Here is a 22,647-nt window from a genome sequence, read left to right as displayed (position 1 = left end):
GCGATGCCGCAAGGCACCGCCGCTTCCGCATATGATCTGAGGATCAGCCGCCGATAACGGACTTACGGGCGTCGATGATCGTCTGGTAGAAAGCCGGGTCGACCTTGATGTAGGCAGTGTTCTTGCCCTGGGTGTAACCCTGGAAGCAGGCGAGATCCTTCTTCGGCAGTTCCATGAAGAAGTCTTCGACCTTCTGCTTCATGCTGTCACCGATCTTGTTGGCAACGAGAAGCGGACCGTTCGGGATCAGCGGGGATTTCCAGACCTGAACGATATCGTCCATGTCGAGGTTGCCCTTCTTGACCATCTGGTGAAGGTTGCCGCCGGAGTAGCCTTCTTCCCACTTGCCGACGCCCGAACCGAATGTCGTGCCGACGTCGAACTTTTTGTCGAGAACGGCGAGAACGAGGTTCTCATGGCCGCCGCCGAAGCCGGTTTCGGAGAAATATTCCTTGACCGGAACGCCGGTTTCCTTCGGGATCGATACGTTCGGGACGAGGAAGCCCGAGGTGGAGTCAGGGTCGGCGAAGCCGATCTTCTTGCCCTTGGCGTCAGCCAGAGACTTGATGCCGCTGTCCTTGCGGGCAACCATGATCGTGTAGTAGCCGCTGGAACCGTCAGAGCCGGTATAGGTCAGGATCGGATCGACGGCCTTGGGATCGGCAATGGCGATCTTGGCGTAGGAAGAAGCGCCCATGGATGCAATGTCGATGGTGCCGCCGAGCAGGCCCTGGATAACGCCGTTATAGTCCGGCGACGGGAAAACCTGAACTTCGGAAACGCCGGTTGCAGCCTTGAGGCCATCGGCAACGCACTTCGTGTTGCGGATCTGGTCGGCTTCATTTTCCGAACCGTCGAGGCCGATACGCAGGACCTTGACGTCCTGAGCCATGGCCGAACCGGCCAGAACGCCAAGGGCGACTGCCGAAAGAAGGATTTTCTTCAACATGGACTTTCTCCTGTTTCCCGGCGAGCCGGAGTTTGTTGTGAAGTATCGGCCCTTGACGCGGGCGCAAACGATGCTGAGCGGTTCCTCAGAGCCCGGCGAGAGCCAGCGGTTCGGGACCGGCAGATTGCTGAACCGGACGCGCGGCAAGCTGCGCGCCGGGAATATTGATGCTGGTCGAGGTCATGGTCTCGTCGATGCCGGCGCCGTGTGAATCCGTGCCGTAAATCTCCGTGACCGCCGCAGCCGTCAGTTCGGCGGGTGTTCCGTCGAAAACGACTCGACCCTGCGACATGCCGATAATGCGTTCGCAATAATTGCGCGCCGTATCCAGCGTATGCAGATTGGTGATGACGGTGATGCCTTCACGCTCGTTGATGTCGCGCAGGGCGTCCATGACGATCTTGGCGTTCAGGGGATCGAGAGAGGCGATCGGCTCGTCGGCGAGAACCATCTTCGGAGACTGCATTAGTGCCCGGGCGATAGCGACGCGCTGCTGCTGGCCGCCGGAAAGCGTGCCCGCCGCCTGCATGGCTACGTGCTCGATGCCGAGCCGCTCGAGGGCGGCAATCGCCATCAGGCGCTCTTCATCCGTGAAGATGTTGAACAGGCTGAGCACGGTCGAACGGTGGTTCAGGCGGCCGAGCATGACATTGGTGAGCACGTCGAGACGCGGCACCAGATTGAACTGCTGGAAGATCATCGCGCAGTCGCGCTGCCAGTTGCGCAGGGCGGCACCCTTCAACGAAGAGACTTCCGTGTCGTTGAAATGAATGGAACCCGAGGAGGGATCGACGAGGCGGTTGATCATTCGCAGCAGCGTTGACTTTCCTGCGCCAGAACGTCCAATCACGCCAACCATCTGGCCTTGCGGAATTTCCACATTCACGGAATCGACCGCAGTGTGGTTGCCGAAACGGCGCGTGACTTGCTTCAGGTGAAAGCTCATTTCCCCGTCCAATCTTCTTCTGATGGGGTTCGACCTAACAGCGGTGCGTGAAGCGTGAATGTCAGTTTGATGAAGAAAATATTACAGAATGCGCAGATAAGGCGTGCGCGTGGTCGCCTGCGAACCTTTTAGTAGTCGTGCCACCGGATTGAGGCCGGCGGGTGTCTCGCAGACATGGTTAGAGAGACCCCGGAGCACGACCCCCGGAATCTGCAGTTTCTTCGGTGTGGCGCGATTTTACCCGGCGTATTTCGCCACGAAATCCTCGGCGGCGAGGGTGCGGAAATCGTCCAGTGCGCCGCGCAGCGTTGCGTGGTCCCAGTCCCACCATTTGAGATCGTCCATGCGCTGGCCAAGGTCCGCCGGGAAGCGGTTCCTGATCAGCCGGGCGGGTACGCCGCCGACGATGGTATAGGGCGCAACGTCTTTCGACACGACCGCACCGGCCCCGATTACCGCACCGTTTCCGATTGTGACGCCAGGCAGGATGGTCGCGCCATGGCCAATCCAGACATCGTGGCCGATCACCACGCGCTTGGCGCGGCGGGCGGCGAAGAAGTCATTTTCATCTTCGGCGTCGTCCCAATAATTGCGGGCACGGTAGGTGAAATGGTGAAGTGTGGCGCGCGACATCGGATGATTGGTCGCGTTGATGCGGACGGATGCGGCGATGTTGACGAATTTGCCGATGGTGGCGCACCAGATCGCACCGTCCTGCATGACATAGGAATAGTCGCCCATCTCCACTTCCTCGATGCGGCAGCGTTCCGAAATTTCGGTATAGCGGCCGATCGATGAATTGGTGACGCGGGCACTTTCGTGGACAACAGGTTCGAGACCGACCTTCACACTCATGCCGCTGCCTTCCGGGGGGAGAATTGCGAGACATCCAGAACGCGATCGGCCACGGCTTCCCGCACTTCCTCGTCATGGAAAATACCGAGCAAGGCCGTCCCTTTGCACTTCTTTTCCGCGATCATCTCCACGACCACCCGTCGGTTGGCGGCATCCAGGGATGCGGTCGGTTCATCGAGAAGCAGGATCGCGTGATCGGTGATGAAACCGCGTGCGATGTTGACGCGCTGCTGCTCGCCGCCGGAAAAGGTTGCTGGCGGCAGCGACCACAATTCCCGCGGCAGGTTGAGTTTCGAAAGCAGAACGGCTGCCTGCTCGCGGGCCTCTTCCGCGGCAACCTTGCGCGCAAAAAGCGGCTCGGCGACGACGTCGATCGCCGGAACGCGCGGCACGGTGCGCAGAAACTGGCTGACATACCCGATGGTGCGATGGCGAATCTCGAGGATGGTGCGCGGCGAGGCGCTGCCCATGTCGATGACCTGATCCTCGTGGCGGATGAGGATTTGGCCGCTGTCGATGGCATAATTGCCATAGAGCATTTTCAGGATCGAGCTTTTGCCGATGCCGGACGGGCCGCCGAGCACGACACATTCTCCGCCGGACACGGAGAAACTGACATCGCGGACAACAGGCAGTTCGATGCCATCGCGAAGATGCATGGTGAAGCTTTTGAAGACTTCCGAAACGATAAGGGGTGTCGGCATGGCGTCAAACCTGCAAAATGGAGGAAACAAGCAATTGCGTGTAGGGTTCGCGCGGATCATCCAGCACCCGGTCTGTCAGACCGTGTTCGATGACGTCACCACCCTTCATCACCATCATGCGATGGGAAAGCAGCCGCGCGACCGCCAGATCATGGGTGACGACGATAACGGCGAGGCCGAGATCGTTGACGAGACCACGCACGAGATCGAGCAGGCGTGCCTGCACCGAAACATCGAGGCCGCCGGTCGGTTCGTCCATGAAGACGAGTCGTGGTGAGGTCACCAGGTTGCGGGCAATCTGCAGACGCTGACGCATGCCGCCGGAAAAGGCGCGAGGCTGGTCGTCAATGCGGTCGGTGCCGATTTCCACCCGTTCCAGCCACTCGCTGGCTGATTGCCGGATATTGCCGTAATGCCGGTTACCGACAGCCATAAGCCGCTCGCCGACATTGGCGCCGGCCGAAACCGCCATGCGCAGTCCATCCGCTGGGTTCTGGTGCACGAAACCCCAGTCTGTCCGCATCAGGAAACGCCGTTCGGCCTCGCCCATATGATAGAGGTCTCGCACCGAGCCATCGCGCATGCGATATTCCACGCTGCCAGCCGTCGGCACGAGCCGTGTGGAAATGCAGTTGAGAAGCGTGGTCTTGCCGGAGCCGGATTCACCGACGATTGCCAGAACCTCGCCCGGATAAAGCTCGAAGGAGACGTTGCGGCAACCGGCGCGGTCGCCGTAATATTTCGAAACGTCCCTGACTTTCAGAAGCGGTGCGTCGCTCATTCTGCGGCCTCCTTCACATCCGCCAGCAAATGGCCCTTGTGGCCATGGGCGCGGCGGTCTTCGCAATGGTCGGTGTCGGAGCAGACGAACATCCGCCCGCCCTTGTCGTCCAGCACCACCTCGTCCAGATAGACATTCTCCCCGCCGCACAGCGCGCAGGGCTTGTCGAAGCTCTGGATTTCAAACGGATGGTCCTCGAAATCCAGGCTGACGACATCCGTGTAGGGTGGCACGGCATAGATGCGCTTTTCGCGCCCGGCCCCGAACAATTGCAGGGCGTCCGACAGGTGCATTTTCGGATTGTCGAACTTCGGGGTTGGCGAGGGGTCCATCACATAGCGCCCCGCAACCTTCACCGGATAGGCATAGGTGGTGGAGATACGGCCGTTGCGGGCGATGTCCTCATAAAGCTTGACGTGCATCAGACCGTATTCCTCCAGCGCATGCATGACGCGGGTTTCGGTCTCACGCGGCTCGAGGAACCGCAAGGGTTCAGGAATGGGAACCTGATAGACAAGCACCTGCCCCGAATGCAGTTCTTCTTCGGGAATGCGGTGCCGCGTCTGGATGATGGTTGCATCCTTGGTGCGGGTGGTGACGGCGACATCAGCGACCTTCTGGAAGAAGGCGCGGATGGAAACGGCGTTGGTGGTGTCGTCGGCGCCCTGGTCGATAACCTTCAGGACATCGTCTGGACCGAGGATGGCGGCGGTCACCTGCACGCCGCCGGTGCCCCAGCCGTAAGGCATGGGCATTTCACGGGAAGCGAAGGGAACCTGATAACCGGGAATGGCAATTGCCTTCAGGATCGCCCGGCGGATCATCCGCTTGGTCTGTTCGTCCAGATAGGCGAAGTTGTAGGCAGCCAGCCCGTCGTCGAATGAAACTTCTTTAAGCATTGCGCGTTAACCTTGCGAAAAAAGGAGTACAAGCTCATGGAGATTGGAATTCTTGCAGCCGTGTTCTTTGCCGCTTTTGCAGCATTGACCGTCTTTTGCGCCTATTGGTTCGGCGAGCAGCACAGTCGCTGATTTATTCGGCGGCATCGCTCATCCATTCCCCGGCATCGGTGTCGGTCGCGTCGAAATCGGCGCGCATTTTGCGCACCAGGCCCAGTTCGGCCTGAAAATCCACGTAGTGCGGCAATTTCAGATGTTCGACAAAGCCCGTCGCCTGCACATTGTCGGCGTGCGAGATGACGAATTCCTCGTCCTGCGCCGGGGCAACCACATCCTCACCGAATTCAGCGGCGCGTAGCGCCCGGTCGACCAGTGACATGGCCATCGCCTTGCGCTCGCTCTGGCCGAACACCAGACCGTAACCGCGGGTGAATTGCGGAGGTGCCTTGGCAGAACCCTTGAACTGGTTGACCATCTGGCATTCGGTGACCTTGATGTCTCCGAGCGAGACAGCAAAACCGAGCTCCGGCACATCCAGTTCGACCTCCACCTCGCCGATTCGGATTTCACCGACGAACGGGTGTGTGCGGCCGTAACCGCGCTGCGTCGAATAGGCGAGCGCCAGAAGAAAGCCCTCGTCGCCGCGTGCAAGCGATTGCAGGCGCAGGTCGCGCGCCATCGGAAACTCTATCGGTTCGCGTGTCAGATCGCCGGCAACATGGTCGTCCGGCATGTCGCCGTCACTTTCGATCAAGCCTTCTTCGGCGAGAATGTCGGATACGCGCATGACGTATTCTGTCTCGCCTTCACGGATGGCAGGGATCTCGACAGCTCCGTCCTCCAGCAGCGAGGGATCGAGCAGGCGGTGGGTGTAATCGAAGGTCGGTCCCAGCAATTGCCCGCCCGGCAAATCCTTGTAGGTCGCCGAAACGCGCCGTTGGACCGTCATCTTCGCAGTATCCACGGGAACAGAATAGCCGAAACGGGGCAGGGTCGTGCGGTAGGCGCGCAGCAGGAAAATCGCTTCTATCATGTCGCCGCGAGACTGCTTGACGGCAAGGGCGGCCAGCGACTGGTCGTAAAGCGAAGCCTCCGCCATGACCCGGTCAACGGCGAGCGAAAGCTGCGAAACGATCTGCGCCACCGTCATGGCGGGCAGGTCGCGGTCTCCGCGCCGCTTGTCTGCCAGAAGCCGGTGGGCGTTGGCGATGGCGGTTTCCCCGCCTTTGACAGCAACATACATCTTATGCCTCCACGGGTTGAATGCGCGTCGTGCGTGGCAGGCAGACGAATTTGTCGCCAGCCGTCAGGATGATGTCGATGCCGCGCGGGAAGATGGCGTTGTTTTCCGCCCATAGCCTCGGGAATATGTCCGGCAGGCCGAATGGGCTAATGATGTTGATATGGCGGATGCCGGGGCCGGACAGCAGCAGTTCCCGTCCGCCGTCAAGATCGGGCAATTCGATGATGACCGTCGTGGAACGGTCGGGGTATTCCTGACTGCCCTGGGCAAAGAGACCGAAGGAGGCAATTGCGCTTCCCGCCTCAATGACGGCGAAATGCGCCGCGCTTTTTTCCTCTGTTGTAACCGCCCCGGTGTGAAATCCGATCCATCCCGGCACCGTGGTTTTGCGTAGCGCGCCGCTCAGCCAGACCGGCGTGTCATGGTCGCAAAGTGCAAGAAGAACGGCGCCGCTGGCCGCACCAAGCGGCAGCGGCGGGGCAACTGTTGTTTCAATCGTTTGCGCTGTGCCTGGCCGGGCCATGCCGTCCATGAGCTTCTTGAAGATTCGCTGTGAATCGAAAACGGCGTCGGAAAAACCGCCCGTCAATGCTTCGGCTTTCACGCCCATCAATCCTCTCCTCGAACCATGGTGAAGAAATCCACACGAGTTGCAGCTGTTTCTTTCGTTTTCCGATCTTTCTCCTCGGCCAGTCTTTTTTCGACCGGTGAAAGAAGCTCGGTCTCGATGAAGCCGCGTGTCGGGTTTTCCTGCCAGAGCGCATCGAAAACCGCAGCGTACCAGACCTTCTTGCGACCGGTGCCGAGCACATGCGCATGGCCGACGGTGCCGGATGCAAGCTTCACGGTTGCCCGGGTCACGGTGGTTTCGCCCAGATTAAAAGGCGCACCGCCGCCGCCGATACGGCCTTTGACCATCACGAGGCCGGTTTCAGGCCCCCGCACGTTTTCCGTCTGCGGGCTGGCATCCTGCCGGCTCCAGACGGCCTCAAGTTCCTGAACGGTGGCGCGGGCAAGAAGTGCCGCCACCCGTTTCCTTTCCGCATGTGAATTCGCAGCTTCGTTATTCATCGCTTGACCTCTAATGTCTATTGATATAGACAACTATACAATATAAGTTACAATTAACGTCGATGAATGACAAGCGTGTGACATGAACCCTTCGGCAGCGATGAAAAGAAAGAACGGCGTGGCGCTCTGGCGACAGATCGCCGACAGGATCAGGGGCGAGATCGCAGCGGGCGATCACGACGAAACCGGCATGTTGCCGCCAGAAATGACGCTGGCCGAAAAATTCGGTGTCAACCGCCATACCGTCAGGAGCGCCATTGCCGCGCTGGCAAGCGAAGGCATTCTCGAGGCGAGGCAGGGGCGCGGCACGATGATTGCGCGCAAGGAACGACTGAGCTTTCCGATTTCACTGCGCACACGGTTCACGGCCGGTATCAGCGATCAGGTGAAGGATATGCAGGCGCTGCTTCTTTCCCACACCACCGAGCCGGCAAATGCCGACCTGGCGGCACGGCTGCAATTGCAGCCGGGTGCACCGCTTGTGCGTCTGGAAACCCTGCGAAAGGCCGACAGCCGGCCGGTTTCCCGCTCGACCACGTGGTTTCCGGCGGACCGTTTTTCAGGGATAGGGGAAGCCTATCAAAAAAGTGGGTCGATCACCGCCGCCTTCGAAATGCTGGGCGTCGCGGATTATGTGCGCATCTCTACCGTTATTTCCGCGAGCCACGCTGATACGCAGGATCTGGCCGATCTCGAATTGTCGCCGGGCGCAATCCTGCTCGTCACTCAGGCGCTGAACGCGGATATGGACGGCGTTCCCGTGCAATATGCCATCAGCCGGTTCTCGGCAGATACGGTTGAGTTTACCGTGGAAAATTAAGGCGCAGACATAGACTGAAGCGTTATTCTGCCTGCGAAAGGCCGAGAACATCCAGCATCGAATAGAAGCCCGGCTTCTTGTCGAAGGCCCAGACCGCCGCCGCAATCGCGCCGCGTGCGAAGATGGAGCGGTCGCCGGCGTAGTGGGAAAGCTCGACGCGCTCTCCCTCGCCAGCGAAGATCACCGAATGTTCGCCGATCACCGAGCCGCCGCGCAGGGTCGCAAAACCGATTGTGCCCGCTTCGCGCGCACCCGTATGCCCGTCACGCACGCGAACGGAGGAGGTGGCGAGATCGACCTTGCGGCCCGCTGCCGCCGCTTCGCCGAGCAGCAGCGCTGTTCCGGAGGGCGCGTCCACCTTGTGTTTGTGGTGCATTTCAAGGATTTCGATATCCCAGTTCTGCGCATCCAGTGCCTTGGCGGCCTGCTGCGTCAAAACGCTGAGGAGATTGACGCCGAGGCTCATATTGCCCGATTTGACGATGCGGGCATGGCGTGACGCTGCCTTGAATTTTTCCTCGTCGCCCAGTGAGCAACCGGTGGTGCCAATGACGTGAACGATGCGGGCCTGCGCGGCGAGACCGGCGAAAGTGACGCTGGTTGCAGGCGAGGTGAAGTCGATCACCCCTTCCGCATGCAGGAATGCCTGCAAGGGATCGCTGGTGACCTCGATGCCGATTGGTCCGAGACCGGCAATCTCGCCGGCATCGCGGCCAACAAAAGCAGACCCTTCGCGTGCGACGGCGGCATGCAGTGTTACACCCGGTGTCTGGTGAATAAGGCGGATCAGCGCCTGTCCCATGCGGCCCGCCGCACCAACCACCACCAGTTTCGTATCGCTGCCGCTCATGCCTTCACTCACTTTTCACGTCCTGCCGTTCAAGGTCGCCATTCAATTGACTGCCCCATACCTCACCGACGTTAAAGACCGCCCGCCCGCTTCGCAAGCCTGTCCCAAGCGCAGATCAGGCTCTCCAGCGCCGCCCGTCGAGTGAAAGGCCGAAATCCGAAGGGGTGCGCGCGTAGGTGGCGAGACCGGAAAGGGCCGCCTGTGGATGGGTAACGACGAAGGTGGGAATGCTGCGCATCAGGGCACTGTGCGGCGCCTTGTCTTCGAACGCCGCCCGGAATTCAGCGCTTTTCAGCGCCGGAACGATTTTCTGCGAAATGCCACCTGCGAGATAGACACCGCCCTTGGCCATGAAGATCAGGGCAAGGTCACCCGCCACACGGCCGAGATAGGTGCTGAAAAGCGAAAGCGTCTCTTTCGCCTGCGGGTTCTGGCCCGAAAGCCCCTGCGAGGTTATGTCGGCCGGATCGGAAAAGATCGGCTCGATGCCATCGGCGGTGCAGATGGCCCGGTAAAGATTGACCAGCCCGCGCCCGCAAAGGATCTGTTCGCCGGCGACACGGCCCTCGATGGTCTCGATATGCGGAAAGACCGCATAGTCACGCGCGCTTCTGGGGCCGATATCGATGTGGCCGCCTTCGCCGGGTACGGGAAACCACATATGTCGGGCGTAAACCAGACCGGCAACGCCAAGGCCCGTGCCTGGTCCGAGAACGACGCGCGATGCCAGCATGTCTTTTTTGCCGGAGCCGATAGACTCGCGGTTGTCGTCGTCGAGCGCGGCAATAGCCAGTGCCTGCGCCTCGAAATCGTTGATGACGATGACATCCTTCAGGCCGAGTTTGGCCAGCATATCTTTCGGCTTAACGACCCAATGGCAGTTGGTCAGCGGAATCTCGTCGCCTTCGATGGGGCCGGCAATCGCAAGGATGGTCGACACGGGCTGAAGCGAGGTCTTGTCCAGAACCGCCTGCTGGATGGCGTCGTCAATTGTCGGATATTCCGCTGTTTTCACGGTGGTGAGGTGCACCGGTTCCGCAAAGGAATCGATCAGAATGGAAAAGCGGGCATTGGTGCCGCCGATGTCGCCAAGAAGGATCGGAAAGGAAAGATATTCGGTATCGGACGTCTTCGGCATTACCTGTTCCATGTTGGCGCGTCATTCGGCGAGGTTGAAGTCGATCAGGTTTTCTGCGGTGGCGCGATTGAGCGCCATGGGAATGTCGTAAACCGTGGCAAGCCGCGTCAGCGCCTTCACATCCACATCATGCGGCATCGCCGTCAGCGGGTCGGTGAAGAAGATAAGCATATCGACCTCACCGGTGGCGATCATCGCACCGATCTGCTGGTCACCGCCAAGCGGGCCGCTTTTGAGGCGAATGACGCTGAGGTCGGGGCAGGCTTCCTGAACGCGCCCGCCGGTGGTGCCGGTGGCGACGATCTTGAAGCCGGAAAGCACCTTTTGGTGATGACGCGCAAAATCCGCCATATCGTCTTTTTTCTCGTCGTGAGCGATGAGTGCGATACAGCGTTGTCCTGCCATGTCCCCAGCCTGTTCCCATAAAGAATTAAATCGATTTGAAGCCTTCTATAACAGCTTGTCCCCATTTGAAAAGGGAAGCTGTTTAATGCCGCATTTCTGTTTCAGTTCAATGTCGGGCGCTGGGTCGGAAGCGGAATATCCGCAGGTGGCTGAATGGCCGGAGCGTTCTGGATTATCTGTTCCACGCCTTGCTGGCGCACGGCCTGGGCCGGGGAATATGCCTGCGCAGCAAAACCTTCCGTGTTGGCGGATGGGGCGGCGGCCACGGCGGCACAGGCTGCGGGCAGATCGGAGACCATGACCTGACGGGGTTTCACAGGCTTGGCATTTGGGTCTTTTTTCGGCGGCGCCCATGGTTCCTTGGTGAACCACCAGGCCAGCGACTTGTCGCAACCGTCACCTTTGCCAACTTCGGCCTGAGGTTTGCAGTTGGGCGCGCCGGGCGGGCATTCCAGCCGGATGTGGAAATGTTCGTCGTGACCGTAGATTGGCCTGATCTTGCCCATGAAGGTGCGGTCGCCGGTCCATGTCTGGCAGAGTTTCTGCTTGATTGCCGGGTTCACGAAGACCCGCTCCACCTGCGGATAGCTCGCTGCCATCATTACCAGCCGTGCATTGAGCGGCGACCATTTGCGGTCATCGACCGTCAGGAACTTGGACTTATCAAGCATGGAAATGAAAGGCAGCGTCTCGCGCTGCTGCACCGTCAGCCTTGGGTTCGGCATGGGCCGCCACCACACATCGACATCGAGGCCGATCTGGTGCGAGGCATGGCCTGTCAGCATCGGTCCACCGCGCGGCTGTGAGATATCTCCGAGCAACAGGCCCGGCCAGCCGATTTTCTGTGCATCCTGCGAAAACCGCTCGAGGAAGGAAATCAGCTGCGGTTGGCCCCAGTTGCGATTGCGGGAAAGGCGCATGGCTTGCCACGTCGGGCCATCTGCGGGCATGGCGATGGCGCCGGACTGACATCCCTTTGCATAGGAGCCGATCGGCTGGGAGCTATTCGCAGATGGCAGGTCGATGTGGCCGAATACTTCTTTCGCGGGCCTGTCCTCGGCCGATGCGATTTGCGTCTGCAACTGGAGCGCCGAAACGACCGAAATCGCCAGCATGGCCGCCTTGAAAACTCTGGATGATCCCGCCGTCATATATTCGTGCCCGTTCCGACTAAATGATTCTCTCGCCCCTCAGGATAAACTGGATCGGGATTTTGTTGAAACCATGTTTCAAGCCGCCCGCACCAAGGCATGCGAATAAAGGCCTCAATAAAGAGCTTGTGAGCCGGAGCATCTGTTTTTTGCCAATGTTTGTTTTATGCTCTCTTCAACAAACACGAAAACAGGGAACGTCCCGAATGAAATTGGCACCGTTGAAATCCCGGCTCCTCGTCGCTCTTGCGGCCTCTGCCATGCTGATGCCGGCGGCCGCCTCCGCACAGTCTGCGGATGTGTGGCGAAAGGGAATCTCGACGGTCGGTGAATTGAAGCATCCCGATGGTTTTGATCATTTTGACTATGTGAACACCAAGGCGCCGAAAGGCGGCACGCTACGCCTGTCGACGTCGGGAACCTTCGACACGCTCAATCCGCTGCTCGCCAAGGGTGAGGCGGCTACAGGTCTTTCGCTGGTTTTCGACACACTGATGAAATCGACGGAAGAGGAACTCTCGGCCTCCTACGGTCTCCTGGCAGAGGGCGTGAGCTATCCCGACGATATCTCCAAAGCCACCTTCAGGCTGCGCGCAGAAGCGAAATGGGCCGACGGCAAGCCGGTGACGCCGGAAGATGTCGTCTTCAGCTTTGAAAAAGCCAAAGATCTCAGCCCGCAGCTTGCGACCTATTACACCCATGTGACCAAGGCAGAGGTGACGGGTGAAAGGGACATCACCTTTACCTTCGATGAAAAGAACAATCGCGAATTGCCGCAGATCGTCGGGCAGTTGCTGATTGTTCCCAAACACTGGTGGGAGGGCGTTGGTCCTGATGGCAAGCCGCGCGACATATCGCGTGGCACGCTGGAGCCGGTGATGGGTTCTGGCCCCTATAAAATAGCGTCGCTGTCTCCCGGATCGACGATGACCTATGAGCGACGTGACGACTATTGGGGCAAGGACATCAATGTGAATGTCGGCCAGCACAATTTCAAAACAATCACCTATACCTTCTTTGCCGATCAGGACGTCGAGTTCCAGGCTTTCAAATCAGGCACAGTCGATTTCCGGCAGGAAGCTTCTTCCAGCCGCTGGGTCACTGGTTATGATTTTCCGGCCGTCAAGGAAGGCCGCGTCACAAAGGAGGAATTGCCGAACATCTATCGCGCCGTCGGCATCATGCAGGCCTTCGTGCCGAACATGCGGCGGGAGAAGTTCCAGAACCCGAAACTGCGCAAGGCGCTTAACTATGCTTTCGACTTCGAAGAGCTGAACAGGACGCTGGCTTACGGTCAGTTTCAGCGCATCAACAGCTTTTTCATGGGCAGCGAGCTCGCCTCTTCCGGCCTGCCGACCGGTCGTGAACTCGAAATTCTTCAGGAGTTGAAGGATCAGGTGCCGCCGGAGGTCTTCACCACCGAATATAGCAATCCCGTCGCCGGTGAAGCCGCCAAACAGCGTGACAATCTGCGCGAGGCGGTCAAGCTGATGAAGGAGGCCGGTTATGAGCTTCGCGGCAACCGCATGGTCAACGCGGCGAGCGGGCAGCCGCTGGATATGGAGTTTCTGATCGATTCCTCCGGCATGGAAAGAACCATCCTGCCCTATGTCCAGAACCTGAAGAAGATCGGCGTCAATGCGACCATCCGCACCGTCGATGCCTCGCAATATACCAACCGTACCCGCAGCTTCGATTTCGACGTTGCGGTCAAGCTCTGGGCGACGTCGGCAAATCCTGGAAACGAACAGGCGGATTTCTGGGGTTCGGCGGCGGCCGACCGGCAGGGCTCCAACAATCTCGCCGGCATCAAGAACCCTGCCGTCGACGCTTTGGTCAGGAAGGTCATATTTGCGCCCAACCGGGATGAGCAGGTGGCCGCCGCGCGGGCGCTTGACCGGGTGCTTCTGGCAAACAGCTACGTCATACCGCAATTTTATCGCGGCGAGATGTTCGTCGCTTACTGGAACACGCTCATCCGTCCGGAAAACCTGCCGCAATATGGCATCGGTTTTCCGGAAGCATGGTGGTCCAGCCAGGCCGCGAACTGACGCCGCGCTTGCTTTCGCGCCGAAGGCTTGATTCACATAGGGCGAGACGAATCGCTTGGATCGCGCAAGGCAGCGCTTTCAGGAAAGGACCGGGTTTGACAGAAACGAAAACCGCTGACGTATCAGCCGGGAGCAAAGGCTGATGGGCGCCTATATTCTCAGACGTCTGGCGCTGATGATCCCGACCATTATCGGCATTATGGGCATTTCGTTTCTTGTGATCCAGTTCGCGCCGGGCGGGCCGGTGGAACAGGTCGTCGCGCAACTGACTGGGCAGGGCGACAGCGCCTCCGACCGCCTCTCCGGCGGCGGCGATCTTATGGGCCAGTCCGGCGGTTTCGATGAAAGCGGCTCGAAATATCGCGGTGCGCAGGGCCTTGATCCGGAGCTGATCGCCAAGCTTGAGAAACAGTTCGGTTTCGACAAACCGCCGCTCACCCGTTTTCTCGAAATGATGTGGAATTACATACGCTTCGATTTCGGCGACAGCTTCTTCCGCAATTCCTCGGTCATCGATCTCATCATCGACAAGCTGCCGGTCTCGATGTCGCTCGGCTTCTGGATCCTGATCATCTCCTACATGATCTCCATTCCACTCGGCATCAAGAAAGCCGTTTCCGACGGCTCGACCTTTGATATCTGGACATCAGGCATCATCATCATCGGTTATGCCGTTCCGAGCTTCCTGTTCGGCATTCTTCTCATCGTGCTTTTCGCCGGCGGATCGTTCTTCGACTGGTTCCCGCTGCGCGGTCTGGTATCGGACAATTTTGACCAGCTGAACTGGTGGCAGAAGATTATCGACTATTTCTGGCACCTGACCCTGCCGCTGATCGCGCTATCGCTTTCGGCTTTCGCGACGACGACGCTTCTGACGAAAAATTCCTTCATCGACGAGATCAAGAAGCAATATGTCGTGACCGCCCGCGCCAAGGGGCTCAGCGAACGCAAGGTTCTTTATGGCCACGTCTTCCGCAATGCGATGCTGATCGTGATCGCTGGTTTTCCGGGCGCCTTCATCTCGGCATTCTTTACCGGTTCGCTGCTGATCGAGAATATCTTCTCGCTGGATGGCCTAGGCCGCCTCGGTTATCTCTCGGTCGTCAATCGCGACTACCCGATCGTGTTCGGCACGCTCTTCATCTTTTCGCTGATGGGCCTCGTGGTCAGCCTCCTATCCGACCTTATCTACACATGGATCGATCCGCGAATCGATTTCGAGCGGAGGGACGTGTGATGACGCTTGCCCATACCGCCGCAACGGAAACGTTGGTAAAGCCGAAGCGCCCGTGGTTTTCACCAACCACCAAGCGCCGCTGGCAGAATTTCAAGGCAAACCGGCGCGGTTACTGGTCCTTCTGGCTGTTCCTGATCCTGTTTTTCCTGAGCCTGATTGCGGAATTCATCGCCAATGACAAACCCATTTTCGCTTCCTACAAGGGCGAATTTCTGGTGCCGGTCATGGTCGATTATCCGGAGGAAAAGTTTGGCGGGTTCCTTGCCCAGACTGACTACAAATCCTCCTTCATTCAGGACGAGATCAACGCCAATGGCTGGATGATCTGGCCGCCGATCCGCTATTCCTATCAGACGGTCAATTCCAACATTCCGCATTCCGCCCCCACGGCACCCTTCTGGCTGATGGATGAAAAGGACCGTTGCTCGGCCTATCCGCAGGGCAATGCCGATCCCGGCTGTACGCTCGGCAATCTCAATTGGCTCGGAACCGACAATCAAGCGCGCGACGTCACGGCGCGGATGATCTATGGCTTCCGTATTTCCGTGCTTTTCGGCCTGACGCTGACGATCGCTTCCGCCCTCGTTGGGGTGACTGCCGGCGCCATCCAGGGTTATTTCGGCGGCTGGACGGACCTGCTGTTGCAGCGTTTCATTGAAATCTGGTCATCCATGCCGGTGCTTTACATCCTGCTGATCATCGCGGCTATTCTGCCGCCGGGTTTCTTCGTGCTGCTTGGCATCATGCTGCTGTTTTCATGGGTCGGCTTCGTCGGCATCGTGCGCGCGGAATTCCTGCGTGCCAGAAACTTCGAATATGTCCGCGCCGCCCGCGCCCTTGGCGTCGGCAACTGGACAATCATGTTCCGGCATCTTCTGCCAAACGCCATGGTGGCAACACTGACCTTCCTGCCGTTCATCCTTTCCGGCTCTATCACCACTTTGACCTCGCTCGATTTCCTCGGCTTCGGCATGCCGCCGGGATCGCCGTCGCTGGGCGAGATGATCGCGCAGGGCAAGAACAATCTTCAGGCGCCCTGGCTTGGCCTCACGGCCTTCTTCACCATGTCCATCATGCTGTCGCTGCTGATCTTCGTCGGCGAGGCGGTGCGAGACGCCTTCGACCCACGCAAGACGTTCCGGTGATTGCCATGATGGAAACAAAGACCCAGCCGCTTCTCTCCGTCCGTGATCTCTCCGTTGCCTTTCATCAGGGTGGAGCGACCAGCATCGCCGTAGATCATGTCTCCTTCGACCTGATGCCGGGCGAAGTTGTCGCCCTAGTCGGGGAATCCGGCTCCGGAAAATCGGTCACGGCGAACTCCATTCTCAAATTGCTGCCCTATCCGGCGGCGAGCCATCCTTCGGGCAAAATCCTGTTCGACGGCAAGGATATGCTGACCCTGCCGGAACGCGCGTTGCGCGCTGTTCGCGGCAACGACATCACCATGATTTTCCAGGAGCCGATGACCTCGCTCAACCCGCTCCACACCATCGAGCGGCAGATCGGCGAGATTCTGGAACTGCATCAGGCAATCACCGGCGCTGAAGCGCGGGCGCGAACGCTGGAACTGTTATTACAGGTGGGTATCCGCGAGCCGGAAAAGCGCCTGAAGGCCTATCCTCATGAATTGTCCGGCGGCCAGCGGCAGCGCGTGATGATCGCCATGGCGCTTGCCAACCGGCCGAAACTGCTGATCGCAGATGAACCCACGACCGCACTCGATGTAACCGTTCAGGCGCAGATCCTTGAACTGCTGAGCGACCTCAAAAACCGGCACGGCATGTCCATGCTGTTCATCACCCACGATCTCGGCATTGTCCGTAAGTTTGCCGATCGTGTCTGCGTGATGACCAAGGGAAAGATCGTCGAGACCGGCACGGTGGAACAGGTGTTTACCGATCCGCAGCATGCCTATACCCGCCATCTTCTGGCTGCCGAACCCAAGGGCGAGCCGCCGCTTTCCGATGCCAGCAAACCTGTCGTCATGCAGGGCGACGACATAAAAGTCTGGTTCCCGATCAAGGCGGGGCTGATGCGCAAGGTGGTCGACCACGTGAAGGCGGTTGACGGTATCGATATTACCCTGCGCGCAGGACAGACGGTTGGCGTCGTGGGCGAATCCGGCTCCGGCAAAACGACACTCGGTCTCGCCCTATCGCGTCTTATAGCGTCTGAGGGGCGTATCAGTTTCATCGGTCAGTCGATCGACAGCTATTCCTATGAAATGATGAAGCCGCTCAGAAATCGGCTTCAGGTGGTGTTTCAGGATCCTTACGGTTCGCTCAGCCCACGCATGTCGGTGGGCGAAATCGTTGCCGAGGGTCTGAAGGTGCACGAGCGACAGCTTTCCGCCGATGAGCGGGATACCCGCGTCGCCCAGGCGCTGGAAGAAGTCGGGCTCGACCCGGCGACGCGCTGGCGCTATCCGCATGAATTTTCCGGTGGTCAGCGTCAGCGTATCGCCATTGCCCGCGCCATGGTGTTGAAACCTCGCTTCGTCATGTTGGACGAGCCCACATCGGCGCTCGACATGAGCGTGCAGGCACAGGTGGTCGATCTCTTGCGCGATCTTCAGGCCCGCCACGAACTCGCCTATCTCTTCATCAGTCATGACCTGAAGGTAGTTAAAGCGCTTGCCAACGACGTAATCGTCATGCGCAACGGCAAGGTGGTGGAGAGCGGCCCGGCAGCGGAGATATTCGCCGATCCGCAACAGGAATACACCAAGGCCCTGCTGGCTGCTGCTTTCAATATCGAGGCAGTCGAAACTAAAGCGGTGAGCCAGTAGCAGGCGCATTGCTGTTTCTATTAAGACGATGATTTTTCTGTTGCTTTGCGCAAAATGCCGACCCATGTTGCGGGGACGAGATACGCAAACGGATTGAATGCCATGGCAGCGGATGTGATCGTTTTGGGGGCGGGGATCATCGGGGTCTCCGTCGCTTTGCAACTGGCCCGCAGGGGCAAATCGGTGGTGCTGGTGGACCGGCGGGGACCGGGTGAGGAAACCTCCTTCGGCAATGCCGGACTGATCCAGAGAGAGGGTGTCGTTCCCTACGCCTTCCCGCAGGAAGTTAGCCGGCTTCTCCGCTATTCCCTGAACAACAGCATCGATGCCCGTTATCATCTCTCTGCCCTGCCGAAGATCGCGCCTTTTCTTGGCCGCTACTGGTATAATTCCGCAGCCACGCGCCACGCAGCAATTGCCCGCGCCTACGCGCCGCTGATTGAGCACTCGGTCTCCGAACACAGCATCCTGATCGATGAAGCCAAGGCCGGCGATCTAATCGTGAAAAACGGTTGGATGGAGGCCTACAGGACCGCCGAAAGGCGGGATGCAGACTTTGCTTTCGCCGAACGTCTGGCGCGCGACCACGGCATCTCCCACACGAAACTCGATGGGGCGGAACTCGCCGCGGCGGAGCCGCATCTCAGCCGGGATTTCGTCGGCGGTTTGAAATGGAATGATCCATGGTCGTTGCGCGATCCACATGCGCTGACGCTCGCCTATGTCAGACTGTTCGAGAGCCTTGGCGGAACCTTTGTCCGGGGTGATGCATCCACGCTCAGCCAGACGACAAGTGGTTGGACGGTACGCACCGAAACCGGGGCGATGGAGGCTGAACATGCCGTTGTCGCACTAGGCCCCTGGGCGGATACGGTGACGGAACGGCTCGGTTACCGCTTTCCGCTCGGCGTGAAACGCGGCTATCACATGCACTATGCGCCGCAGGAGGGCACCAAGCTCAACAACTGGTTGATCGACGCCGAGCGCGGTTATTTCCTCGCGCCAATGCGCAAAGGCATCCGCCTGACGACCGGCGCGGAATTTGCCGAACGTGATGCGCCGAAATCTCCCGTGCAGATCGAGCGGGCGGAACGGGTCGCCCGCACCGTCTTTCCTCTGGGCGGCAGGCTGGATGCGGAACCCTGGATGGGCGCGCGTCCCTGCACACCGGATATGATGCCGATCATCGGCAAGGCGCCGCGCCACAGGACATTGTGGTTCTCGTTCGGTCACGCCCATCACGGCCTGACACTCGGGCCCATCACTGGCCGTGTGCTGGCGGAAACCATGCTGGGAGAAACGCCGGTCATCGCCATCGATGCCTATCGACCCGAAAGGTTCAATCCCTAGATCCTGATGAACTGAAGTCATCTCTGGCGAAAACCGTGTACACTTTTCGCCATCCCGCTCTGATGGCCGAATCCGCTGGCCTTCCCGCGGCGAGCCACGTAACATGGGTTTATAAAAAGGGAAAAGGGGCAAGCGTCATCATGACGGCGAGGTTTCTCATCTATCAACAGCAGGACGATTTTCGTTAGCGAAGCGCTTCTGCGCGCGAAACAGAAGAGAAACGGCCTGCTGGTGCATGATGGATGATATTGAAAAAGCAAAGAAATTTTTCGACGATAACCCCGATATCGAAATTCTCGAAGCCTTCGTCATAGATGCGAACGGCGTGCCGCGCGGCAAATGGATTCCGCGCGAAAGGGCGATCGATGTCCTTGAAAAGGGAATGGCGATCCCACGCTCGGTCTATGCGCTGGATATTTGGGGCCGCGATGTGCATGCCGCAGGCCTCGCCGAAGGGACGGGCGATCCGGACGGGTTGTGCTTTCCTGTTCCCGGCACGCTGTCTCGGGTGACATGGCTCGGCCGGCCGACCGCGCAAGTCCTGCTCGCGATGAAAAATCCTGATGGAACCGGGTTTTATGGCGATCCGCGCAATGTTCTGGCAAGGGTGCTGGAAGCCTACAAAAAGGCCGGCCTCACGCCGGTCGTGGCGACCGAACTTGAATTTTACCTGATCGACCCGGTTCGCTCTGCGCTCGATCCGGTGCGTCCGCCGCACAGCCGCGAAGGCCGGTGGCACACGGGCCAGACACAGGTTCTGTCGATTTCCGAATTGCAGGATTTCGAGGATGTCTTCCATGATATCGCAACCGCATGCAGGGCGCAGGGTGTTCTTGCCGATACGACGCTGCGGGAAAACGGGCCCGGCCAATATGAAATCAACCTCAATCATGTGCCGGACGTGTTGCGGGCCGCCGATTTCGCTGTCTTCCTGAAACGTATCGTCAAGGGCGTGGCGCGGCGGCACGATCTCGACGCCACCTTCATGGCGAAGCCGTACGGGTTACAGGCCGGCAATGGCATGCATGTGCATTTTTCCGTTCTCGATAGTGACGGCAGGAATATCTACGCCGGGGAAAACGGCCCATCGGACGCGCTGATGCATTCGGTCGGCGGCCTTCTGGAAAACATGGGGGAGAGCATGGCGATCTTCGCTCCCCATGCCAATTCCTATCGCCGCCTGACGCCCAGCGAACATGCGCCCACCTATGCCTCCTGGGGCATAGACAACCGCTCGGCGGCGGTGCGCGTTATCACTGCCAGCAAGGCCGCAACCCGCATCGAACATCGTGTCGCCGGCGCCGATACCAATCCCTATCTTGTTGTGGCGATGATCCTGAGTGCTGCCCTTGCCGGCATGAAGGAAAAACGCCAGCCGGGCGGCGCGATTTCCGGGGACAGCCACGCCATCAATCACGAACCTCTGCCCACTAACTGGGATTATGCATTGCAGCGTTTCACGCGTTCGAGTTTCGCCTATGCGACGCTTGGCCAGCGTTATCGCACGCTGTTTTCCGCCTGCAAACAGCAGGAACTTTCCGAATTTTCCCTGCGTGTAACCGACGTCGAATATGACGCCTATATCAGGACGGTGTGAGATGGCTGAGGTGACGACTATTCCCAATCCCGGCCACACATCCTCCTGGTATGCGGCCTCCGCCCATGTCAAATCCGTGCGGCCAACGCTTGAAGGCGCAATGGAAGCGGATGTCTGCGTCATCGGTGGCGGGTTTACCGGGATTTCCGCAGCACTCGAACTTTCCGAACGCGGCTATTCCGTTATCGTGCTGGAAGGCGTGCGGGTCGGCTTCGGCGCGTCGGGGCGCAATGGCGGCCAGATCGTCAATGGCTATAGCCGCGACCTCGAAACAATCGCCAGTCGTTACGGCCACGACAAGGCGGTGAAACTCGGCGAAATGTCGCTGGAAGGCGGGGAGATCATCCGCGGCCGCATTTCGAAATACGCTATCGATTGCGATCTCGTCGATGGCGGTTTCTTTGCGGCCTTCACGACGAAACAGATTCGCGAGATGGAGGCCCACAAGGCCCATTGGGAAAAACACGGCCATGGCGGGCTTGAGATGGTCTCCAAAGCCGATGTCGGAAAATACGTGCGGACCGATCGTTATGCCGGCGGCATGATCGACCGTTTCGGCGGCCACATCCATCCGCTCAATCTGGTGCAGGGGGAAGCAGCGGCGGCCGAAAGTCTCGGTGCGCGCATATTCGAAAATTCGAGGGTCATTTCGCTGGAGCAGGGCGTAAACCCTGTCGTCCGCACGGCGACGGGCAGCGTGAAGGCGAAATATGTTCTCGTCTGCGGCAATGCCTATCTCGGCAAGCTGCTGCCGGAAATCGGCGACCGGATGATGCCGGTCTCAAGCCAGGTCATGGCGACAGAGCCGCTTGATGCCGATCTGATCGAGGAACTCCTGCCAGCCAATTATTGCGTCGAGGATGCCAATTATATTCTCGATTATTATCGCCGCACCTCCGACAACCGCCTGCTTTATGGCGGTGGTATCGGTTATGGCGGCAGCGATCCGGCGGATCTGACCGGGGTAATCCGTCCGAATATGCTGAAGACTTTCCCGCAACTGGAAAAGACGAAGATCGATTTTGCCTGGAGCGGCAATTTCGCGCTGACTCTGACGCGCATCCCGCATATGGGCAAACTGTCGGACAATGTCTATTTTTCGCATGGCGACAGCGGCCACGGTGTCACCACCACGCATCTGCTCGGCAAGATATTGGGCGAGGCCGTTGCAGGCCACGCCGAGCGTTTCGATGTCTGGAGTTCCCTGCCGAATTATCCGTTCCCGGGCGGTAAGACGTTCCGCGTGCCGCTGACCGTGCTTGGTGCATGGTGGTACGGCCTGCGCGACAGGCTCGGATTTTAAAAAATCACCGCTTTCAGGCCCGAAAGTGCGTTTGCGGTAATTTCCTCCGGCGTGGCGTCGATGCTGACGGTTACGACGCCGGGTTCGCCGGTCGGCACTTCCAGCGTGGCAAGCTGGGTCTGGAGCAGCGAGAGCGGCATGAAGTGCCCCTTGCGTTCGCCCATACGCCTGCTGAGAAGTTCCAGACTGCCGTCCAGATAGACGAAAGCGAGCGGGCCACCGGTAGCCTCGCGAAGGCGGTCGCGATAGATTTTCTTCAGCGCCGAGCAGGAAACGACGACACCGTTATTTTCGTTTCCCTTGCGCAGTTCTGCGCCAATCAGATCGAGCCAGGGCCAGCGATCTTCGTCGGTCAGCGGAATGCCCTCTGACATTTTGTCGACATTGGATTTCGGGTGAAGCTTGTCGCCCTCAATAAAGGCAATGCCCAGTTTTTCCGCCAGTTCCTCTGCGACCGTGGACTTGCCAGAGCCGCTCACTCCCATCACGACGATTGCCTTTGTCAC

At 59.1% G+C, this 22,647-nt stretch carries 22 protein-coding genes; 8 read left to right on the top strand and 14 right to left on the bottom strand.

All coding sequences use genetic code 11. The features are described from left to right. Positions 1-43: 43 nt before the first annotated feature. From phnD to phnG, 9 genes are all read right to left on the bottom strand, one after another. A complete protein-coding gene (gene phnD, locus T18_RS08290) occupies positions 44-949 on the bottom strand; it encodes a phosphonate ABC transporter substrate-binding protein (protein ID WP_003514479.1) in 906 nt (301 codons plus the stop codon). 85 nt (positions 950-1,034) lie between these two features. Continuing rightward, positions 1,035-1,895 carry a phosphonate ABC transporter ATP-binding protein gene (gene phnC / locus T18_RS08285; RefSeq protein ID WP_003514481.1) on the bottom strand — a complete coding sequence of 287 codons (861 nt, stop codon included), beginning with the start codon at positions 1,893-1,895 and terminating at the stop codon, positions 1,035-1,037. A 237-nt stretch (positions 1,896-2,132) separates the two neighbouring features. Then, positions 2,133-2,750, bottom strand: coding sequence for a DapH/DapD/GlmU-related protein (locus T18_RS08280; RefSeq protein WP_038489430.1), 618 nt, complete (start codon positions 2,748-2,750; stop codon positions 2,133-2,135). Then, on the bottom strand, positions 2,747-3,454 hold the full coding sequence (gene phnL, locus T18_RS08275) for a phosphonate C-P lyase system protein PhnL (RefSeq protein WP_019564521.1): 708 nt from the start codon (positions 3,452-3,454) through the stop codon (positions 2,747-2,749). The genes T18_RS08280 and phnL overlap by 4 nt, the downstream gene beginning before the upstream one ends. A 4-nt stretch (positions 3,455-3,458) precedes the next feature. Continuing rightward, entirely contained in the window at positions 3,459-4,235 is a 777-nt protein-coding gene (phnK, locus tag T18_RS08270; protein ID WP_003514488.1) for a phosphonate C-P lyase system protein PhnK, read from the bottom strand. Beyond that, entirely contained in the window at positions 4,232-5,134 is a 903-nt protein-coding gene (locus T18_RS08265; RefSeq protein WP_003514490.1) for an alpha-D-ribose 1-methylphosphonate 5-phosphate C-P-lyase PhnJ, read from the bottom strand. Before T18_RS08265 ends, phnK begins: the two co-directional genes overlap by 4 nt. A 133-nt stretch (positions 5,135-5,267) precedes the next feature. After that, the gene (locus tag T18_RS08260; protein ID WP_038489435.1) at positions 5,268-6,377 is read right to left on the bottom strand and encodes a carbon-phosphorus lyase complex subunit PhnI; all 1,110 of its coding nucleotides are present in this window, start codon (positions 6,375-6,377) and stop codon (positions 5,268-5,270) included. Between the two features lies 1 nt (position 6,378). After that, positions 6,379-6,987 (bottom strand): phosphonate C-P lyase system protein PhnH, encoded by a 609-nt coding sequence (gene phnH, locus T18_RS08255; protein ID WP_038489438.1) that lies wholly within the window; start codon positions 6,985-6,987, stop codon positions 6,379-6,381. Then, a complete protein-coding gene (gene phnG / locus T18_RS08250) occupies positions 6,987-7,448 on the bottom strand; it encodes a phosphonate C-P lyase system protein PhnG (RefSeq protein ID WP_038489441.1) in 462 nt (153 codons plus the stop codon). The genes phnH and phnG overlap by 1 nt, the downstream gene beginning before the upstream one ends. Positions 7,449-7,530: 82 nt before the next feature. Here phnG and phnF point away from each other — a divergent pair, with 82 nt between their 5' ends. Continuing rightward, positions 7,531-8,268 (top strand): phosphonate metabolism transcriptional regulator PhnF, encoded by a 738-nt coding sequence (phnF, locus tag T18_RS08245; RefSeq protein ID WP_038489443.1) that lies wholly within the window; start codon positions 7,531-7,533, stop codon positions 8,266-8,268. A gap of 22 nt (positions 8,269-8,290) precedes the next feature. Here phnF and dapB read toward each other — a convergent pair whose 3' ends face one another. The 4 genes from dapB to mepA all read right to left on the bottom strand — a co-directional run bounded on the left by dapB (position 8,291) and on the right by mepA (position 11,812). Beyond that, entirely contained in the window at positions 8,291-9,118 is an 828-nt protein-coding gene (gene dapB, locus T18_RS08240) for a 4-hydroxy-tetrahydrodipicolinate reductase (RefSeq protein ID WP_038489447.1), read from the bottom strand. Between the two features lie 115 nt (positions 9,119-9,233). After that, positions 9,234-10,256, bottom strand: coding sequence for a glucokinase (locus T18_RS08235; RefSeq protein WP_038489449.1), 1,023 nt, complete (start codon positions 10,254-10,256; stop codon positions 9,234-9,236). A gap of 21 nt (positions 10,257-10,277) precedes the next feature. Continuing rightward, positions 10,278-10,661, bottom strand: a complete 384-nt coding sequence (locus T18_RS08230; RefSeq protein ID WP_003514504.1) for a methylglyoxal synthase — start codon at positions 10,659-10,661, stop codon at positions 10,278-10,280. Positions 10,662-10,762: 101 nt separating this feature from the next. Further along, entirely contained in the window at positions 10,763-11,812 is a 1,050-nt protein-coding gene (mepA, locus tag T18_RS08225; protein WP_013635279.1) for a penicillin-insensitive murein endopeptidase, read from the bottom strand. Between the two features lie 206 nt (positions 11,813-12,018). On the opposite strand from mepA, the gene T18_RS08220 reads away from it, so the two are divergent. The 7 genes from T18_RS08220 (at position 12,019) to T18_RS08190 (ending at position 22,141) form a co-directional block, all read left to right on the top strand. Further along, on the top strand, positions 12,019-13,863 hold the full coding sequence (locus T18_RS08220; RefSeq protein ID WP_038489452.1) for an extracellular solute-binding protein: 1,845 nt from the start codon (positions 12,019-12,021) through the stop codon (positions 13,861-13,863). A 142-nt stretch (positions 13,864-14,005) separates the two neighbouring features. Beyond that, positions 14,006-15,100 carry a microcin C ABC transporter permease YejB gene (locus T18_RS08215; RefSeq protein WP_003514512.1) on the top strand — a complete coding sequence of 365 codons (1,095 nt, stop codon included), beginning with the start codon at positions 14,006-14,008 and terminating at the stop codon, positions 15,098-15,100. Next, positions 15,100-16,245, top strand: a complete 1,146-nt coding sequence (locus T18_RS08210) for an ABC transporter permease (RefSeq protein ID WP_003514514.1) — start codon at positions 15,100-15,102, stop codon at positions 16,243-16,245. The genes T18_RS08215 and T18_RS08210 overlap by 1 nt, the downstream gene beginning before the upstream one ends. 5 nt (positions 16,246-16,250) lie before the next feature. Next, positions 16,251-17,891: an ABC transporter ATP-binding protein gene (locus T18_RS08205; protein ID WP_034501848.1), complete on the top strand. Its 1,641-nt coding sequence runs from the start codon at positions 16,251-16,253 to the stop codon at positions 17,889-17,891. A 102-nt stretch (positions 17,892-17,993) separates the two neighbouring features. Continuing rightward, on the top strand, positions 17,994-19,241 hold the full coding sequence (locus T18_RS08200; protein ID WP_038489455.1) for an NAD(P)/FAD-dependent oxidoreductase: 1,248 nt from the start codon (positions 17,994-17,996) through the stop codon (positions 19,239-19,241). Positions 19,242-19,476: 235 nt separating this feature from the next. Next, positions 19,477-20,838 carry a glutamine synthetase family protein gene (locus T18_RS08195; protein ID WP_038489458.1) on the top strand — a complete coding sequence of 454 codons (1,362 nt, stop codon included), beginning with the start codon at positions 19,477-19,479 and terminating at the stop codon, positions 20,836-20,838. 1 nt (position 20,839) lies between these two features. Continuing rightward, a complete protein-coding gene (locus T18_RS08190; RefSeq protein ID WP_038489461.1) occupies positions 20,840-22,141 on the top strand; it encodes an NAD(P)/FAD-dependent oxidoreductase in 1,302 nt (433 codons plus the stop codon). Here the strand turns inward: T18_RS08190 and T18_RS08185 are convergent. After that, complete coding sequence (locus tag T18_RS08185; protein WP_003514519.1) at positions 22,138-22,626, bottom strand: gluconokinase; 489 nt, start codon at positions 22,624-22,626, stop codon at positions 22,138-22,140. The genes T18_RS08190 and T18_RS08185 overlap by 4 nt on opposite strands. Between the last annotated feature and the right edge of the window lie 21 nt (positions 22,627-22,647).

Source organism: Rhizobium sp. TBD182, assembly GCF_001950375.1.
Taxonomy (GTDB): domain Bacteria; phylum Pseudomonadota; class Alphaproteobacteria; order Rhizobiales; family Rhizobiaceae; genus Agrobacterium; species Agrobacterium tumefaciens.
This window is presented reverse-complemented; position numbering and strand designations above follow the sequence as displayed.

What these genes read in the sequence shown, in the direction of transcription:
- phnD (WP_003514479.1), bottom strand. Translation starts at nt 949, where the DNA reads ATGTTGAAGAAAATCCTTCTTTCGGCAGTCGCCCTTGGCGTTCTGGCC.
- phnC (WP_003514481.1), bottom strand. Translation starts at nt 1,895, where the DNA reads ATGAGCTTTCACCTGAAGCAAGTCACGCGCCGTTTCGGCAACCACACT.
- T18_RS08280 (WP_038489430.1), bottom strand. Translation starts at nt 2,750, where the DNA reads ATGAGTGTGAAGGTCGGTCTCGAACCTGTTGTCCACGAAAGTGCCCGC.
- phnL (WP_019564521.1), bottom strand. Translation starts at nt 3,454, where the DNA reads ATGCCGACACCCCTTATCGTTTCGGAAGTCTTCAAAAGCTTCACCATG.
- phnK (WP_003514488.1), bottom strand. Translation starts at nt 4,235, where the DNA reads ATGAGCGACGCACCGCTTCTGAAAGTCAGGGACGTTTCGAAATATTAC.
- T18_RS08265 (WP_003514490.1), bottom strand. Translation starts at nt 5,134, where the DNA reads ATGCTTAAAGAAGTTTCATTCGACGACGGGCTGGCTGCCTACAACTTC.
- T18_RS08260 (WP_038489435.1), bottom strand. Translation starts at nt 6,377, where the DNA reads ATGTATGTTGCTGTCAAAGGCGGGGAAACCGCCATCGCCAACGCCCAC.
- phnH (WP_038489438.1), bottom strand. Translation starts at nt 6,987, where the DNA reads ATGGGCGTGAAAGCCGAAGCATTGACGGGCGGTTTTTCCGACGCCGTT.
- phnG (WP_038489441.1), bottom strand. Translation starts at nt 7,448, where the DNA reads ATGAATAACGAAGCTGCGAATTCACATGCGGAAAGGAAACGGGTGGCG.
- phnF (WP_038489443.1), top strand. Translation starts at nt 7,531, where the DNA reads ATGAACCCTTCGGCAGCGATGAAAAGAAAGAACGGCGTGGCGCTCTGG.
- dapB (WP_038489447.1), bottom strand. Translation starts at nt 9,118, where the DNA reads ATGAGCGGCAGCGATACGAAACTGGTGGTGGTTGGTGCGGCGGGCCGC.
- T18_RS08235 (WP_038489449.1), bottom strand. Translation starts at nt 10,256, where the DNA reads ATGCCGAAGACGTCCGATACCGAATATCTTTCCTTTCCGATCCTTCTT.
- T18_RS08230 (WP_003514504.1), bottom strand. Translation starts at nt 10,661, where the DNA reads ATGGCAGGACAACGCTGTATCGCACTCATCGCTCACGACGAGAAAAAA.
- mepA (WP_013635279.1), bottom strand. Translation starts at nt 11,812, where the DNA reads ATGACGGCGGGATCATCCAGAGTTTTCAAGGCGGCCATGCTGGCGATT.
- T18_RS08220 (WP_038489452.1), top strand. Translation starts at nt 12,019, where the DNA reads ATGAAATTGGCACCGTTGAAATCCCGGCTCCTCGTCGCTCTTGCGGCC.
- T18_RS08215 (WP_003514512.1), top strand. Translation starts at nt 14,006, where the DNA reads ATGGGCGCCTATATTCTCAGACGTCTGGCGCTGATGATCCCGACCATT.
- T18_RS08210 (WP_003514514.1), top strand. Translation starts at nt 15,100, where the DNA reads ATGACGCTTGCCCATACCGCCGCAACGGAAACGTTGGTAAAGCCGAAG.
- T18_RS08205 (WP_034501848.1), top strand. Translation starts at nt 16,251, where the DNA reads ATGATGGAAACAAAGACCCAGCCGCTTCTCTCCGTCCGTGATCTCTCC.
- T18_RS08200 (WP_038489455.1), top strand. Translation starts at nt 17,994, where the DNA reads ATGGCAGCGGATGTGATCGTTTTGGGGGCGGGGATCATCGGGGTCTCC.
- T18_RS08195 (WP_038489458.1), top strand. Translation starts at nt 19,477, where the DNA reads ATGATGGATGATATTGAAAAAGCAAAGAAATTTTTCGACGATAACCCC.
- T18_RS08190 (WP_038489461.1), top strand. Translation starts at nt 20,840, where the DNA reads ATGGCTGAGGTGACGACTATTCCCAATCCCGGCCACACATCCTCCTGG.
- T18_RS08185 (WP_003514519.1), bottom strand. Translation starts at nt 22,626, where the DNA reads ATGGGAGTGAGCGGCTCTGGCAAGTCCACGGTCGCAGAGGAACTGGCG.